Origin of the sequence: Streptomyces sp. NPDC051315 (assembly GCF_044455165.1) — a bacterium.
In the GTDB taxonomy this organism is placed as follows: domain Bacteria; phylum Actinomycetota; class Actinomycetes; order Streptomycetales; family Streptomycetaceae; genus Streptomyces.
Genome location: NZ_JBITEN010000012.1, coordinates 71,549 through 86,575, shown reverse-complemented (window position 1 = coordinate 86,575; position 15,027 = coordinate 71,549). Strand labels below are relative to the sequence as shown.

The following is a 15,027-nucleotide window of genomic DNA, read 5'->3' as shown; positions in this document are numbered from 1 at the left end:
CGTCACCGCTCGGGCAGCGACGGCTTTCCGAGAGACGGCCTTCCCAGGACCGACCGCTACTTCCGTGCGCCGGTGTCGGTGTTGCCGGGCCCCCGGATCCCGAGGGCCCGGGTCGTCTCACCGTTGACGAGCAGGACGAGCGCGGCGACGGCGACGACCGCGAGCGCGATCCCGGCCGGGATGGCCATGCTGTCGGCCTGCAGCAGGTTGTAGGCGACGGGCAGCGCCATGATCTGGGTGATGACGGCCGGTCCCCGGCTCCAGCTGCGGCGGCCCAGCAGTCCGCGGGTGGCCAGCAGCGGCAGCAGCGCGAGCACCATCAGCGTCACCCCGCCGGTGACGGCCTGCTGCCGGTCGTCCGGGTCCCCGGTGATCCCGAGGATGAGCATCCACACCCCGCCGACGAGCAGCGCCAGCCCTTCCAGGGCGGTGAGCCCGGCGGCGTACGTCAGACGGCGCGGGCGGGGGCCGGCGGCTTCCGGGGCGGCGGGGGTCTGCTCACTGCTCACCCCTGAAGGGTAGCCCTCACACCCGGCCCGCCCTCGGGCGCCCACGGGGGCGCGTACGCGCCGCCACACCTGGTGTCGAGGCTCACGGCTCGATCTCTTACCCGATCCCTGATCGGCCTGTGCCCTGGTACCGCCCAGTAGGTACGCTGCCCTCCATGCGTGCACTCCTTGTGGTCAATCCGGCAGCAACCACTACGAGTGCACGGACGCGTGACGTCCTCATCCACGCGCTCGCGAGCGAGATGAAGCTCGAGGCCGTCACCACCGAGTACCGCGGTCACGCGCGCGATCTGGGCCGGCAGGCGGCGCAGAGCGAGGACATAGACATGATCGTCGCCCTGGGCGGCGACGGCACGATCAACGAGGTGGTCAACGGCCTTCTGCACGCCGGACCCGACCCCGAGCACCTGCCCGGCCTCGCCGTGGTCCCCGGCGGCTCCACCAACGTCTTCGCCCGCGCCCTGGGCCTGCCCAACGATCCGGTGGAGGCCACCGGCGCCCTGCTGGACGCGCTGCGCGAGGGCCGCGAGCGCACGGTCGGGCTGGGGCTGACCTCGGGCACCCCCGGGACCGAGGACGAGGCGGTGCCGGCCCGCTGGTTCACCTTCAACGCCGGGCTCGGCTTCGACGCGGGTGTGGTGGGCCGGGTCGAGCAACACCGCGAACGCGGCAAGAAATCCACACACGCTCTCTACGTCCGCCAGGCGATGCGCCAGCTCCTCGGCGAGCCGCAGCGCCGGCACGGGTCGATCACCCTGGAGCGTCCGGGCGCGGACCCGGTGACCGATTTGGTGCTGTCCATCGTCTGCAACACGGCTCCGTGGACCTATCTGGGCAATCGCCCGGTGTACGCATCACCTAAGGCCTCGTTCGATACCGGGCTCGACGTATTCGGTCTCAGCCGTCTGTCCACCGCCGCGGTTGTCCGGTATGGAACGCAGTTGCTCACTTCGTCCCCCGAGCGGGGACCCCACGGCAAGCACGCCGTCTCACTGCACGATCTGGACCAGTTCACCTTGCATTCGAAGGCCCCGCTACCCCTCCAGATGGACGGTGACCACCTGGGGCTGCGTACCAGCGTGACGTTCACAGGCGTACGCCGTGCACTGCGTGTGATTGTGTGAGCAGAAGAGGCGAAAGTCCTTTCACTCGAACGTTTAGGCCAGGATCCACCCCATGGAAGTACGGCTGTGACCTAGTCGACACCGAGGAATCAAAAAAAACTTTCCGGAAGGGGTTGTATCCGCCGCTGAGGTTTGCGAGTCTCTACGTGGCGATCGGGACGGCCCGCAACATCGGCCTCCACTGATCACCAGAACCCCTCTTCAATCCACAGGACCAACGCCAGGGAACCTGGCTGGTGGCCCTTCACTTGTTGAGGGATTCGTGAAAGCGTTCACATTCACAAGCACCTGCACGTAACACCAAGGAGAGGTAGCAGCCATGGACTGGCGTCACAACGCCGTTTGCCGCGAGGAAGACCCCGAGCTCTTCTTCCCCATCGGCAACACCGGTCCTGCGCTGCTGCAGATCGAGGAAGCCAAGGCCGTCTGCCGTCGCTGCCCGGTTATGGAGCAGTGTCTGCAGTGGGCGCTCGAGTCCGGCCAGGACTCCGGCGTCTGGGGTGGTCTCAGCGAGGACGAGCGCCGTGCCATGAAGCGCCGCGCCGCCCGCAACCGGGCCCGTCAGGCCTCCGCCTGACAACACCCGCCCCGCACACAGCCTGAGCTTGGCGGCGCGTACAGCGAGTACGCATCTCCCGCCCCCGAGCCGCAGCGCGCAGTACCCCCGATGCGCAGCAATTGCTGGCAACGAGCATGTTGAGCCCCGGACCCCTGACCGGTCCGGGGCTTCTTGCTGTGTCCGTACGGCCTACTTCTGCGCCCGCACCGGGATGTCCAGGATCACCTGCGTGCCCCGCTCCGGCGCCGCGACCATGTCGAAGGTGCCGCCCAACTCCCCCTCCACCAGCGTCCGTACGATCTGCAGCCCGAGGTTGCCCGAGGTGTGCGGGTCGAAGCCGGCGGGCAGGCCGACGCCGTCGTCCTGGACCGTGACCAGCAGACGGGCCTCCTTCGTGGTGCCGCCGCGGACGGCGGAGACCTCGACCGTGCCGGTGTCGCCCTCACGGAAGCCGTGTTCCAGGGCGTTCTGGAGGATCTCGGTGAGCACCATGGACAGCGGGGTGGCGACCTCCGCGTCCAGGATGCCGAAGCGTCCGGTGCGCCGGCCGGCGACCTTGCCCGGGGAGATCTCCGCGACCATCGCGAGGACGCGGTCGGCGATCTCGTCGAACTCCACCCGCTCGTCCAGGTTCTGGGACAGCGTCTCATGGACGATGGCGATGGAGCCGACGCGGCGGACCGCCTCCTCCAGGGCCTCCCGTCCCCGCTCGGACTCGATGCGGCGGGCCTGGAGGCGGAGCAGGGCGGCGACCGTCTGAAGGTTGTTCTTCACCCGGTGGTGGATCTCCCGGATGGTCGCGTCCTTGGTGATCAACTCGCGTTCGCGGCGCCGCAGTTCGGTGACGTCCCGGAGCAGGACGAGCGAACCGATGCGGGTGCCCTTGGGTTTGAGCGGGATCGCCCGGAACTGGATGACCCCGTCGTTGGCCTCGATCTCGAACTCGCGGGGCGCCCAGCCACTGGCCACCTTGGCGAGCGCCTCGTCCACCGGGCCCCGGGTGGGGGCGAGTTCGGCGGTGGTCTGCCCGAGGTGCTGGCCGACCAGGTCGGAGGCGAGACCCATGCGGTGGTAGGCGGAGAGGGCGTTCGGGGAGGCGTACTGGACGATGCCGTCCGCGTCGAGGCGGATCAGGCCGTCACCGACGCGGGGGGCCGCGTCCATGTCCATCTGCTGGTCGGGGAAGGGGAAGGAGCCGGCCGCGATCATCTGCGCGAGGTCGGAGGCGCTCTGGAGGTAGGTCAGCTCCAGCCGGCTCGGGGTGCGCACGGTGAGCAGGTTGGTGTTGCGGGCGATGACGCCCAGGACACGGCCCTCGCGGCGTACGGGGATCGACTCGACCCGGACGGGGACCTCCTCGCGCCACTCCGGATCGCCCTCGCGCACGATCCGGCCCTCGTCCAGGGCGGCGTCCAGCAGGGGGCGGCGGCCGCGGGGGACGAGGTGGCCGACCATGTCGTCCTGGTAGGAGGTCGGGCCGGTGTTGGGGCGCATCTGGGCGACGGAGACATAGCGGGTTCCGTCGCGGGTGGGGACCCACAGGACCAGGTCGGCGAAGGAGAGGTCGGAGAGCAGCTGCCACTCCGAGACCAGCAGGTGGAGCCACTCGAGGTCGGAGTCACCGAGCGCGGTGTGCTGGCGTACGAGTTCGTTCATGGAGGGCACGTCTGCGAGCGTACCCGGGGGTTCGGACCTGCCCGAAAAACACCCGCGGGCCGCGGCGCCTGGGAGGGACCCTCAACCCTCCCGGCACCGCAGCCCGGAGCAGTATCGGCCGTGGGGTGTGCGGTCCCGGTCGGCCGAAGGTGAGGAGCCGGAGGCAGTCAGGGCAGAGAGCTCCGGATCCTCGGTCCGCCTTCCTGTGCGGGGAAGACGGAAGCGTGGCGGTGCTCCGTCGCACGGCTCGGCTTTTCTGATTGTGGACTAGACCACTTCGCCGTGTCCATGCGTCGGAGGTTGTTCGTTGTTGTCAGTTCGCGAGCCGGTCACCCGGCGGCGGCAGACTGGTCGGACGTCCTGGTATTCACAACGCAGCCTAGCCTGTGTGGGTTCCTGTGCGGGGCCAGATGGACAGGGCAATTTCCACGAGCGCCTCCAGTTCCTCCCGGCTCGCGCCGTCGCGCGCCTGTTGGGACATGCCCTGGATGATCGCTCCCGTGTGCCGTGCGAGCGCGGCGACGTCGGTGTCCGCCGGCAGTATCCCAGCGGCGACGTCAGCCCTCATCCGCCGCTCGAAGGCGGCGATGTTGGCGTTGCGCCTCGCCCGCAGCGACTCCTCCACCTCGGGGCTGGTGCAGTTGGTGGCCGCGTGGATCACGAGGCAGCCGCGAGGGCGGTCCGGCTCCGTGTACTCGACGGCGGCCTCGCGCAGCATCCGCTCGACCGCGGCGCGGGCCGTGGGCTCCTCCGCGAGGGCGCGGTCACCGAAGGAGCCGTACCGCACGCCGTACTCGCGGACCACCTCCTCGAACAGCGCCCGTTTGTCACCGAAGGCCGCGTACAGACTGGGGGCGCCGATGCCCATGGCGCGGGTGAGGTCCGATACGGAGGTCGCCTCGTAGCCGTGCTCCCAGAACGCCATGAGCGCCCGCTCCAGCGCGGTCGCCCGGTCGAAGGAGCGCGGACGGCCTCGGGGCTTGGACTCTCTTCCGACCTGCTCTTTCGTCTCCTCGCTGTGCACCATGGAGTGAATTCTATAGCGGCTGCTAGAGAAAAAACCGACGACTGTTGTACGGTCTTTCTGTAGCGACCGCTAGGAATATGCGAAAGGGGCGCCGGCATGGGCGTGTTCACCGGCAGGACGGCACTCGTCACGGGGGCGAGCAGGGGGATCGGGCGGGGAATCGCCGAGCGGCTGGGACGCGACGGAGCCCGGGTCGCGGTGCACTACGGCAGGAACGAGACGGCGGCGAAGGAGACGGTCGCCGCGATCGAGGCAGCCGGCGGCTCGGCGTTCGCCATCGGCGTGGAACTGGGGCTGCCGGGAGACGCGGAGGCACTGTGGGAGGAGTTCGACCGGCACGCGGACGGGCTGGACATCCTGGTGAACAACGCCGGGATCGGCAACACCCGGCCGATCGCGGAGATCGACGAGCGGGAGTACGACCGGGTCTTCGCGGTGAACGTGAAGGCGCCGTTCTTCATCGTCAGGCACGGCATGACACGGCTGCGCGAAGGCGGCCGGGTCATCAACATCTCGTCGGGACTGTCCCGGACCGCGATCATGCCGGACAACATGGCGTACGCGATGACGAAGGGCGCGTTGGACGTCTTCTCGCGGGACCTGTCCAAGGTGCTGGGCCGCCGGGGCATCACGGTGAACTCGGTGGCGCCCGGCATCATCGCCACCGACAACACCCATGAGCTGCTCCACGCGGACGAAGGCGCGTGGGCCCGGGCGGCCGCGATATCCGCGCTGGGGCGGGTGGGAGAGACGGCCGAGGTCGCGGACGTGGTGGCGTTCCTGGCCGGCGACGGGGGACGGTGGGTCACGGGCAGCTGGGTGGACGCGACGGGGGGCTCGCTGACCTGAGGATCCCCTGACCGGGCACGCGATCCGGCACGCGGCCTCCCGCGCGGTCGGGACACAGGGCCGATCACCTGGCCGATCAGGGGAGCCCGGAGGAGGGTGGAGAGGACACCGGAGGAGCCGGCCGGCCGCCGTCGCGGGGCCGTGCCGCCCTCACCCGCCTCTGCTAGATTGGTCTAAACCACATAGCCTTCCAGCCCCTTCAGATCTCTCCAGAACGGCAGGCCCAGCGTGGAAGTTGTCATCGTTGCGGACGCCAGGTCGGGCGGCGAGCTCATCGCCGAGGCGATGGCGCGGCTCCTGCGGCGCAAGCCCGACGCCCTGCTCGGCGTGGCCACCGGCTCCACCCCGCTGCCCGTCTACCAGGCGCTGACGGCCCAGGTGCGCTCCGGTGCCGTGGACACCTCACGAGTGCGGATCGCCCAGCTCGACGAATACGTGGGGCTGCCCGCCGAACATCCGGAGTCCTACCGTTCGGTGCTGCGGCGGGAGGTGCTGGAGCCGCTCGGCATCGGGATGGACGCGTTCCTCGGCCCGGACGGCACCGCCGAGGACGTGCAGGCGGCGTGCGAAGCCTACGACCGGGCGCTGGCCGAGGCCGGCGGGGTCGATCTGCAGCTGCTCGGGATCGGCACCGACGGGCACATCGGGTTCAACGAGCCGTGTTCCTCGCTGGCCTCCCGGACCCGGATCAAGACACTGACCGAGCAGACCCGGCTCGACAACGCGCGCTTCTTCGACGGTGACATCGAGCAGGTCCCGCACCACGTCATCACGCAGGGCATCGGCACCATCCTGGAGGCGCGGCACCTGGTGCTGCTCGCCACCGGCGAGGGCAAGGCGGACGCGGTCGCGGCGACCGTGGAGGGCCCGGTCGCGGCCGTGTGCCCCGCCTCCGCACTCCAGCTGCACCCGCACGCGACGGTCGTCGTCGACGAGGCCGCCGCGTCCAAGCTCAAGCTCGCGGACTACTTCCGCCACACGTACGCCAACAAGCCGCGCTGGCAGGGGATCTGAGGACTCGGCGGGATCGGTTGCGGTAGCCGAAGGCGCCGGGTTCCTCGCTGGAACCCGGCGCCTTCGGCGTCGTACGGACCGCCGCGTGCCCTACCGCGTGCCCTACCGTGTGCCCGCGATGATCTCCGCCGCCGCCCGGCCGCAGACGCGGGCCGCGCCGTGGGTGGCGAGGTGGAGCGCGCCGCGCGGAGCGGCCTGGGGGACGCCCATCTCGACGACGAGCGTGTCGGGGCGGGCGGTGAGGAGGGTGTCGAGGGCCGTCGCCATCCAGGGGTGACGGTGCTCGTCGCGGACCACGGCCACGATGCGCCGGCTCCCGGCCGCCGCCAGCGCCGCCGGCCCGGCGTCCTCGCCGGCGAAGCTGCCCGTCTCGGTGCCGGGCAGGAGCCGGGCGAGTTCGGCAGCCACGCCCCACGGGGTCTCGTCGCCGACGGCGATGCTGGCGACCGGGGTGAGGGCGGCGACGTACGGGGGGTCGGTGAGCGGTGTGAAGCGGTCCGCGCCGGTGACGCGGACGGCGCGGCGGGCGGCGAGGAGGCCGACGTCGGTGCGTGCCGCGCGCCCCTCGGCGGACGGCGCGGCCGAGGCCGACCAGCGGGCGAGCGCCCGGACCCGTGCGGCCGCGTCGGCCAGGCGTTCCTCGGGCAGTTCGCCCGTGCGGACGGCCGTGACGAGGGCGTCGCGCAGACGGCGTACCGTCTCGTCGTCGGCGAGGCCGCCCCCGACGCAGATCGCGTCCGCGCCCGCCGCGATCGCCAGGACGCTCCCCCGCTCGATGCCGTACGTGGCGGCGACGGCCTGCATCTCCATGCCGTCGGTGACGATCAGGCCGTCGTAGCCGAGGTCGCCGCGCAGGAGGTCGGTCAGGACGCGACGGGACAACGTTGCCGGGCGGTCGGGGTCCAGGGCGGAGACGAGGATGTGGGCGCTCATCACCGCGCGAGTGTTGGCGGCGATCGCGGCGCGGAAGGGGGCCAGTTCGCGCTCGGCGAGCACCGCGGGGTCCGCGTCGATGCGGGGCAGGGCGAGGTGGGAGTCGACGGCCGTGTCGCCGTGGCCGGGGAAGTGCTTGGTGCAGGCGGCGACGCCCGCCGACTGCAGGCCGGTGACGTAGGCGGCGGTGTGCCGGGCGACCAGCTGGGGGTCGGCGCCGAAGGAACGGACGCCGATGATCGGGTTGGCGGGGTTGGAGTTCACGTCCGCCGAGGGGGCCCAGTTGAAGTTCACCCCGCAGGCGGCGAGGCGTCGGCCCAGTTCCGCGGCGACCTCCCTGGTCAGCTCGGTGTCGTCGATCGCGCCCAGGGCGTGGTTGCCGGGGAAGGAGGAGCCCGTCCTGACCTCCAGGCGGGTCACGTCCCCGCCCTCCTCGTCGATGGCGACGAGCACGTCGTCCCGTTCGGCGCGCAGCTGGGCGGTGAGGGAGGCCAGTTGCTCGGGTGAGGCGATGTTGCGGCCGAACAGGCCGACCGAGGCGAGGCCCTCGCCGAGGCGGCGCAGCAGCCAGTCGGGGGCGCTGGTGCCCGTGAAGCCGGGCTGGAGGACCGTCAGGGCGTCGCGCGTCAGAGTGTCGGTGGCGCTGGCGAGTGTCGTCATCGGGGGCGTTATCCCTTCACGGCGCCCGCGGTCAGACCCGCGGCCATCTTGCGCTGGACGAGGAGGAAGAGGACGACGATCGGTACGGCCATCATGGTGGCGCCGGCCATCATGGGCGCGTACTCGGTGCCGTGCTTGGTGGTGAAGTTGCCGAGCCAGACGGTCGCGGTCTGGTTCTTCTGGCTGAGCAGCATCAGGGCGTAGAGGTACTCGTTCCAGGCCTGGATGAAGGCGTAGACCGAGGTGGCGACCATGCCGGGGGCGAGGAGCGGGAAGACGACGCGCAGGAAGGCGCCGGTGCGGGAGCAGCCGTCGACCATCGCGGCCTCCTCCAGCTCCTTCGGGATGTTGACGATGAAGCCGCGCAGCGTCCACACCGTGAAGGGGAGGATGAAGGTCAGGTAGGTGATGATCAGGCCGGTCAGCCGGTCGTACTGGCCCAGGTCGTTCAGCAGCAGGAAGACCGGGATGATCATCGCGACCAGCGGGACCATCTGGACGGCCAGGATGCCGACGATCACGATCTTGCGGCCGCGGAAGGCGAACCGGGAGATGGCGAGGGCGGCCAGCATGCCGACGACGATGCCGATCGCCACGACCGCGAGCGAGACGACCAGGCTGCGGCCGACCGGGCCCCAGAAGTCGGCGATGTGGAGCGCCCGGTCGAAGTTGGAGAGGGTGAGGCCGGTGGGCAGCAGGCTCGGGTCCGGGTCGATGGCGTCCTTCGCCGGCTTGAAGGCCGTGTTGAGCATCCAGTAGACGGGGAAGCCGGCGGTGACGAAGACGAGGAGGCCGAGGAGGTTCCAGCCCAGCCTGGACCTCCGGCGCGCCTGGGGGGCCAGGGTGCTCATTCGACGTCTCCGATCTTCAGCATCTGGCGCATGTACACGGCGACCACGCCGAGCAGGAGCACCACGGTGATCAGGGCGATCGCCGAGCCCTGCGCGTAGTCGTTGACGACGAAGGCGCGGTCGTAGGAGTAGGTCGTCAGGATCTGGAACTCGGCCTCGGGGTGGCCGTTGCGCATCACGAAGACCTGCGGGAAGACGCCCATGTCCCAGATGACCGACAGGGTCGTGAGCATCACGATGATCGGCTTGAGGATGGGCAGGGTGACGTACCGGAAGACGCCCCAGGCGCCGGCGCCGTCGAGGCGGGCGGCCTCCTCCAGCTCCTTGGGGACCTGGGTCAGGCCGGCGCCCAGCGTGATGACCACGAAGGGCACGGCTCCCCAGACGACCAGCAGCATGATCACGGCGAGGCCCTGCGGCCCGCTCGCGAACCAGTTGTGGCCGATCATCTCGACGCCGGGCAACTTGCTCAGGACGGCGTTGAGGATGCCGTAGTCGGCGTCGAACAGCCATTTGAAGACGGTGGTGGCGACGATGACGGGCATGCCCCAGCTGGCCACCAGGGCGATGTTGACCAGCGTCTTCACCCAGCCGGAGACCCGCTGGAGCAGCAGCGCGATCAACATGCCGAGGACCATCGTGAAGATCACGCAGCCGGCCGCGAAGACGATCGTGCGCAGGACGACCGCCCAGAACTCGCCGTCGCCGAGCACCTGGGTGAAGTTGTCGAACCCGGCCGACTCGGCCGGCTGGAAGCCCCACAGCTGGGACTGGCCGAACTTCTGGAAGGAGAGGGTGACCAGGCGGACCAGCGGATAGCCCATCACCAGCAGGAGGACCAGCAGGCAGGGCGCGAGCAGCAGCCAGGGGGTGCCCGCGGTACCGGAGGTCCGCTTCCCGCGTTGCGGCCGGAGTGCGGGCGGTGGCGGTACCGACCGCGGCGGCGGCACCTTGGCGGGGGTGGTCGTGTCTGCGGCACTCATCGCGCGCTCCTCAGCGGTCCCTCAGGTTCGTACGAATGCGGCGGCCCGCGGGCCGTACGAAGGCGAAGCCCCGTCGGGGACGGAGGCGCCCCGTAGGCCGTACGGACAGCGGGGCTCCGCCGCAGCGGGGCCCCGCCTCACGTCACTTGGTGTTGATGACCTTGTCGATCGCGGCGTCCGCTTCCTTCGCGGCCTGCTCGACGGTCTTCTTGCCGGTGCCGATGTTCTGCAGCATGGTCTGCAGGACCTGGGCCTTCTCGACCTGGCCCCAGCCGGGGGCCATCGGGACGAACCAGTTGGACTCGGCCGCGGTGGCCGGGACGACCGTCTTGGGGTCGTTCTTCAGGGTCGCGAGGTCGGTCTTGTTGTTGGGCAGGTTGCCCTTGGCCATGAGGCCCTTCTGACCGGCGGGACCGGTGAACGCGTTGATCCACTCGGCGGCGAGGTCCTGCGCGTCCGACTTCACCGGCACGGCGAGGTCGGAGCCGCCCAGGAAGACGGGGAGGTTCTTGCCGGACGGGCCGGGCATCACGAAGTTCTCGAGGTTGCCCTTGAGCTTGCCGGTCTTGTCGTTCTCCGGGGCCTCGGCGGTCGCGCCCTCCCAGGCGGCGCCGAAGATCATGCCGGACTTGCCCTGGCCGTAGACGATGTAGCGGTCGGACTCGTCCTTGGTCTTGTCGCCGTGCATGTACGTGTCGACGACGTTCTTGAACTCGTTGAGGCCCTTGAGGGACTCCGGCGAGGAGAGGTTGCCCTTCCACTCGCCGCCCGACTCGACCGCGATGGAGCCGCCGGCGTCGTAGACGAAGGACATGGCCGCGTACCAGTCGCGGGTGGGCTGGTACCAGGCGCTGAACTTGTCGCCCTCCTTCTTCTGGACCTTGTCCAGGGCGGCGGTCAGCTCGGCGTAGGTCTTCGGGGCGCTCTTCACGCCGGCGGAGGCGAAGAGGTCCTTGCGCCAGTTGCCGACGCGGCCGCCGGCGTAGTACGGGACGCCGTAGGTCTTGTCCTCGTAGGTCACCGAGGCCTTGAGGCCGTCCAGCCAGGCGGAGGAGTTGTCGAACTTCGAGGCGTCGAGGGGGGCGAAGGCGCCCTTGACCATGTACCCGAGCATCTCGGTGTTGCCCATCTCGACCACGTCGGGGGCCTTGTCGGTGGCGAGGACCGCGTCGAGCTTGGCGTTCTTGTCCGGCCAGCCGTAGTACTCGTGGGTGATCTTCAGGCCGGGGTGCTTCTTCTGCACGGCGGCGTCGGCCGCCTTCACCAGGTCGGGCCAGTTGTTCTGCGCGTCGACCGTGAGCCAGACGGTCAGTTCCTTGGCCTCGGTGCCCTTGTCCGAGCCCCCGCCGTCGCCGTTGTCCCCGCACGCCGCGATGGAGACCATCATGCCCGCGATACCGATCGCGGCTGTCAGCTTGCGCTTCACGCCACCCTCCTCAGGGATGCCACAAACCCCCCTGCCTCCCCGCCGCGGTCGAGCGTCAACGCGTACCGTCCGTGAGGCCAGGACCTGGACCAATGGTGTAGACCAGTACGGGGAGCTTGGCTCAGACCAATAGGGCTGTCAAGGGTGTGCAACGGGGGTTGAGTCGTCCGTTACGCGACCGCGATATGCAGCAACTTTTCAATTTCTGAGCGGTCGTCGGGGCCTCGCGCGCGGGATGTACCACCGCCTCCGAAGGCGTGCCGGACCGCGTGCTGGACTAGACCAAGAAGGGTGCCAAAGGTATACAGAGGAGATCACGGAGCGCGCGAGGTCACCCGCACGGGACACCCCGCCCACGAACCCGTGCCACGATGTGAGCCGCGGCCGATGGCTATGTCGGCCGCTTGGCACCCGGAGCCGGGAAGGCAGGCCATGAGCACCGACGTCAGCAGTGCGGAGAACGAGGGTGGGGCGACCGTCCGTACCGCGCGTGTGCCCAAGTACTACCGCCTGAAGAAGCACCTGCTCGACATGACGGAGACGCAGGCGCCCGGTACGCCGGTGCCGCCCGAGCGGACGCTGGCGGCCGAGTTCGACACCTCGCGCACGACCGTGCGCCAGGCCCTCCAGGAGCTGGTCGTCGAGGGCCGCCTGGAGCGCATCCAGGGCAAGGGCACGTTCGTCGCCAAGCCGAAGGTCTCCCAGGCGCTCCAGCTCACCTCCTACACCGAGGACATGCGCGCCCAGGGCCTCGAACCCACCTCGCAGCTGCTGGACATCGGCTACATCACCGCCGACGACACCCTGGCCGGCCTGCTCGACATCACCACCGGCGGGCGCGTGCTGCGCATCGAGCGGCTGCGCATGGCCAACGGCGAGCCCATGGCCATCGAGACCACCCACCTCTCCGCCAAGCGCTTCCCGGCCCTGCGCAGGTCCCTGGTGAAGTACACCTCCCTCTACACCGCGCTCGCCGAGGTCTACGACGTCCACCTCGCCGAGGCCGAGGAGACCATCGAGACCTCGCTCGCCACTCCGCGCGAGGCCGGGCTGCTCGGCACCGACGTGGGCCTGCCGATGCTGATGCTGTCCCGGCACTCCCTGGACAAGGAGGGCAAGCCGGTGGAGTGGGTGCGGTCGGTGTACCGCGGGGACCGGTACAAGTTCGTGGCCCGGCTGAAGCGTCCGCAGGACTGAGCGGCCCGGGGTGGCACACGCCGGCGCGCCTCCGGCTCCCGCTCCGCCTCCCACTTTCCCTCCGGCTCCCGCTCCGGCTCCCCCCACTTTCGCCCCGTCTCCGGTTCGCGCCTCCGCCCCGCCTCCGGTTCCCGCTCCCGCTCCGGCTCCGTCTCCGGTTCCCGCCCCCGCTCCGCCTTCCGCTCCTCGTCTCCCGAGGCCGGGGACCGATATCCGGACGAGGTCTTCCGCTGAGCTTTATCCGTCACCTACATTTCGCCTGCGTCGACACGTGATCAGCTAGGGGACGGAGCCGCCGATGTCAGAAGCGCCTGAAGTGTCCGGAGGAGCGGTGGTGACGCCCGTGCGCGTCGTCATCGCCCTCTGCCTGTTCGCGCCCTTCGTGGCGATGCTGTGGGTGGGGTCGTACGCGAAGGCGGAACCGACGTTCATCGGCATCCCCTTCTTCTACTGGTACCAGATGGCATGGGTACTGATCTCCACCGCGCTCACGATGGTCGCCTACAAGCTGTGGCAGCGTGACCAGCGCGCCCGTTCCTCCGCGAAGGGCGGTGCGTCGCGGTGAACGACGGCGTGAACGGCGTGGCACTCGCCGTCTTCATCTTCTTCTTCCTGGCCGTCACGGTCATGGGCTTCCTGGCCGCGCGCTGGCGCAAGGCCGAGAACGAGCACAGCCTCGACGAATGGGGCCTGGGCGGCCGGTCGTTCGGCACCTGGATCACCTGGTTCCTGCTGGGCGGTGACCTCTACACGGCCTACACGTTCGTGGCGGTCCCGGCGGCGATCTACGCGGCCGGCGCGGCCGGCTTCTTCGCGGTGCCGTACACGATCCTGGTGTACCCGCTGATCTTCACGTTCCTGCCGCGCCTGTGGTCGGTCTCGCACAAGCACGGGTACGTGACGACCTCGGACTTCGTGCGCGGCCGCTTCGGTTCCAAGGGGCTCTCCCTGGCCGTGGCCCTCACCGGCATCCTGGCGACCATGCCGTACATCGCGCTCCAGCTCGTCGGCATCCAGGCGGTGCTGGACGTGATGGGCGTCGGCGGCGGCGAGGACACCAACTGGTTCATCAAGGACCTGCCGCTGCTGATCGCCTTCGGCGTGCTGGCCGCCTACACGTACTCCTCGGGCCTGCGTGCTCCCGCGCTGATCGCGTTCGTGAAGGACACGCTGATCTACATCGTGATCGCGGTGGCGATCATCTACATCCCGATCAAGCTGGGCGGGTTCGACGACGTCTTCGCCAAGGCGGGAGACGCCTACGCGCAGGTCAACCCGGCGACGGACAAGCCGCGCGGCGCCCTGGTGCCGGCCGAGGCTGGCCAGTGGACGTACGCCACGCTGGCGTTGGGCTCCGCGCTGGCGCTCTTCATGTACCCGCACTCCATCACCGCGACGCTCTCCTCGAAGAGCCGTGAGGTGATCCGCCGCAACACCACGATCCTGCCGCTGTACTCCCTCATGCTCGGCCTGCTGGCCCTGCTGGGCTTCATGGCGATCGCGGCCGGGGTCAAGGTCACGAACGGGCAGCTGGCGATCCCGCAGCTGTTCGAGGACATGTTCCCGGACTGGTTCGCGGGCGTGGCCTTCGCGGCGATCGGCATCGGAGCCCTGGTCCCCGCGGCCATCATGTCCATCGCGGCCGCGAACCTCTTCACCCGCAACATCTACAAGGACTTCATCAAGCCGGACGCGACGCCCAAGGAGGAGACCCGCGTCTCCAAGCTGGTCTCCCTCCTGGTGAAGGTGGGCGCCCTGGCCTTCGTCCTCACGATGGACAAGACGGTCGCCATCAACTTCCAGCTTCTCGGCGGCATCTGGATCCTGCAGACCTTCCCGGCCCTGGTCGGCGGCCTGTTCACCCGCTGGTTCCACCGCTGGGCGCTGCTCGCGGGCTGGGCGGTCGGCATGGTCTACGGCACGGTCGCCGCGTACGGCGTCGCCTCGCCCACCCAGAAGCACTTCGGCGGCTCGGCGAAGGAGATCCCCGGCATCGGCGAGATCGGCTACATCGGCCTGACGGCGTTCGTGCTGAACCTGGTCGTGACGGTCGTCCTGACCTTCGTCCTGAAGGCGGTGAAGGCCCCCGAGGGCATCGACGAGACGAGCCCGGAGGACTACACGGCGGACGCCGGCGACCCGGGCGTCCAGGTGGAACTGCCGCCGGCCACGGCGGGCACGAGCCACTGACGCACGGGACAGCACGTCCCTGAGGGCGCGGGGAACCGCGCCCTCCCCG

14 protein-coding genes are annotated in these 15,027 nt (G+C 69.8%); 7 read left to right on the top strand and 7 right to left on the bottom strand.

What is annotated here, in order from left to right; all coding sequences use genetic code 11:
- Positions 1-56: 56 nt before the first annotated feature.
- On the bottom strand, positions 57-509 hold the full coding sequence (locus ACIBBD_RS23125; protein ID WP_399421378.1) for a hypothetical protein: 453 nt from the start codon (positions 507-509) through the stop codon (positions 57-59).
- A 155-nt stretch (positions 510-664) separates the two neighbouring features.
- On the opposite strand from ACIBBD_RS23125, the gene ACIBBD_RS23120 reads away from it, so the two are divergent.
- Positions 665-1,633, top strand: coding sequence for a diacylglycerol/lipid kinase family protein (locus ACIBBD_RS23120; RefSeq protein ID WP_399421377.1), 969 nt, complete (start codon positions 665-667; stop codon positions 1,631-1,633).
- A gap of 319 nt (positions 1,634-1,952) precedes the next feature.
- The gene (locus ACIBBD_RS23115) at positions 1,953-2,210 is read left to right on the top strand and encodes a WhiB family transcriptional regulator (protein ID WP_016639615.1); all 258 of its coding nucleotides are present in this window, start codon (positions 1,953-1,955) and stop codon (positions 2,208-2,210) included.
- A 171-nt stretch (positions 2,211-2,381) separates the two neighbouring features.
- Here ACIBBD_RS23115 and ACIBBD_RS23110 read toward each other — a convergent pair whose 3' ends face one another.
- A complete protein-coding gene (locus tag ACIBBD_RS23110; RefSeq protein ID WP_399421376.1) occupies positions 2,382-3,857 on the bottom strand; it encodes a sensor histidine kinase in 1,476 nt (491 codons plus the stop codon).
- A 370-nt stretch (positions 3,858-4,227) separates the two neighbouring features.
- The gene (locus tag ACIBBD_RS23105; RefSeq protein ID WP_399421375.1) at positions 4,228-4,875 is read right to left on the bottom strand and encodes a TetR/AcrR family transcriptional regulator; all 648 of its coding nucleotides are present in this window, start codon (positions 4,873-4,875) and stop codon (positions 4,228-4,230) included.
- Positions 4,876-4,971: 96 nt separating this feature from the next.
- On the opposite strand from ACIBBD_RS23105, the gene ACIBBD_RS23100 reads away from it, so the two are divergent.
- The gene (locus tag ACIBBD_RS23100; protein ID WP_399421374.1) at positions 4,972-5,724 is read left to right on the top strand and encodes an SDR family oxidoreductase; all 753 of its coding nucleotides are present in this window, start codon (positions 4,972-4,974) and stop codon (positions 5,722-5,724) included.
- A gap of 228 nt (positions 5,725-5,952) precedes the next feature.
- Positions 5,953-6,738, top strand: coding sequence for a glucosamine-6-phosphate deaminase (nagB, locus tag ACIBBD_RS23095; RefSeq protein WP_399421373.1), 786 nt, complete (start codon positions 5,953-5,955; stop codon positions 6,736-6,738).
- A 102-nt stretch (positions 6,739-6,840) separates the two neighbouring features.
- Here nagB and ACIBBD_RS23090 read toward each other — a convergent pair whose 3' ends face one another.
- From ACIBBD_RS23090 to ACIBBD_RS23075, 4 genes are all read right to left on the bottom strand, one after another.
- Positions 6,841-8,331, bottom strand: coding sequence for a glycoside hydrolase family 3 protein (locus ACIBBD_RS23090; protein ID WP_399421372.1), 1,491 nt, complete (start codon positions 8,329-8,331; stop codon positions 6,841-6,843).
- Positions 8,332-8,339: 8 nt separating this feature from the next.
- The gene (locus tag ACIBBD_RS23085) at positions 8,340-9,182 is read right to left on the bottom strand and encodes a carbohydrate ABC transporter permease (protein ID WP_399421371.1); all 843 of its coding nucleotides are present in this window, start codon (positions 9,180-9,182) and stop codon (positions 8,340-8,342) included.
- Positions 9,179-10,165, bottom strand: a complete 987-nt coding sequence (locus ACIBBD_RS23080; RefSeq protein ID WP_399421370.1) for a carbohydrate ABC transporter permease — start codon at positions 10,163-10,165, stop codon at positions 9,179-9,181. The genes ACIBBD_RS23085 and ACIBBD_RS23080 overlap by 4 nt, the downstream gene beginning before the upstream one ends.
- Before the next feature lie 142 nt (positions 10,166-10,307).
- On the bottom strand, positions 10,308-11,591 hold the full coding sequence (locus ACIBBD_RS23075; protein ID WP_399421369.1) for an extracellular solute-binding protein: 1,284 nt from the start codon (positions 11,589-11,591) through the stop codon (positions 10,308-10,310).
- A 432-nt stretch (positions 11,592-12,023) separates the two neighbouring features.
- On the opposite strand from ACIBBD_RS23075, the gene ACIBBD_RS23070 reads away from it, so the two are divergent.
- The 3 genes from ACIBBD_RS23070 (at position 12,024) to mctP (ending at position 14,978) form a co-directional block, all read left to right on the top strand.
- Positions 12,024-12,788, top strand: a complete 765-nt coding sequence (locus tag ACIBBD_RS23070; protein WP_399421368.1) for a GntR family transcriptional regulator — start codon at positions 12,024-12,026, stop codon at positions 12,786-12,788.
- A 298-nt stretch (positions 12,789-13,086) separates the two neighbouring features.
- Entirely contained in the window at positions 13,087-13,353 is a 267-nt protein-coding gene (locus tag ACIBBD_RS23065; protein WP_399421367.1) for a DUF3311 domain-containing protein, read from the top strand.
- Positions 13,350-14,978, top strand: coding sequence for a monocarboxylate uptake permease MctP (gene mctP / locus ACIBBD_RS23060; RefSeq protein ID WP_399421366.1), 1,629 nt, complete (start codon positions 13,350-13,352; stop codon positions 14,976-14,978). Before ACIBBD_RS23065 ends, mctP begins: the two co-directional genes overlap by 4 nt.
- Positions 14,979-15,027: the final 49 nt, after the last annotated feature.

Coding starts and splice junctions, on each gene's coding strand:
- ACIBBD_RS23085 (WP_399421371.1), bottom strand. CDS start 9,182: ATGAGCACCCTGGCCCCCCAGGCGCGCCGGAGGTCCAGGCTGGGCTGG.
- ACIBBD_RS23120 (WP_399421377.1), top strand. CDS start 665: ATGCGTGCACTCCTTGTGGTCAATCCGGCAGCAACCACTACGAGTGCA.
- ACIBBD_RS23100 (WP_399421374.1), top strand. CDS start 4,972: ATGGGCGTGTTCACCGGCAGGACGGCACTCGTCACGGGGGCGAGCAGG.
- ACIBBD_RS23080 (WP_399421370.1), bottom strand. CDS start 10,165: ATGAGTGCCGCAGACACGACCACCCCCGCCAAGGTGCCGCCGCCGCGG.
- ACIBBD_RS23105 (WP_399421375.1), bottom strand. CDS start 4,875: ATGGTGCACAGCGAGGAGACGAAAGAGCAGGTCGGAAGAGAGTCCAAG.
- ACIBBD_RS23090 (WP_399421372.1), bottom strand. CDS start 8,331: ATGACGACACTCGCCAGCGCCACCGACACTCTGACGCGCGACGCCCTG.
- ACIBBD_RS23065 (WP_399421367.1), top strand. CDS start 13,087: ATGTCAGAAGCGCCTGAAGTGTCCGGAGGAGCGGTGGTGACGCCCGTG.
- ACIBBD_RS23115 (WP_016639615.1), top strand. CDS start 1,953: ATGGACTGGCGTCACAACGCCGTTTGCCGCGAGGAAGACCCCGAGCTC.
- ACIBBD_RS23070 (WP_399421368.1), top strand. CDS start 12,024: ATGAGCACCGACGTCAGCAGTGCGGAGAACGAGGGTGGGGCGACCGTC.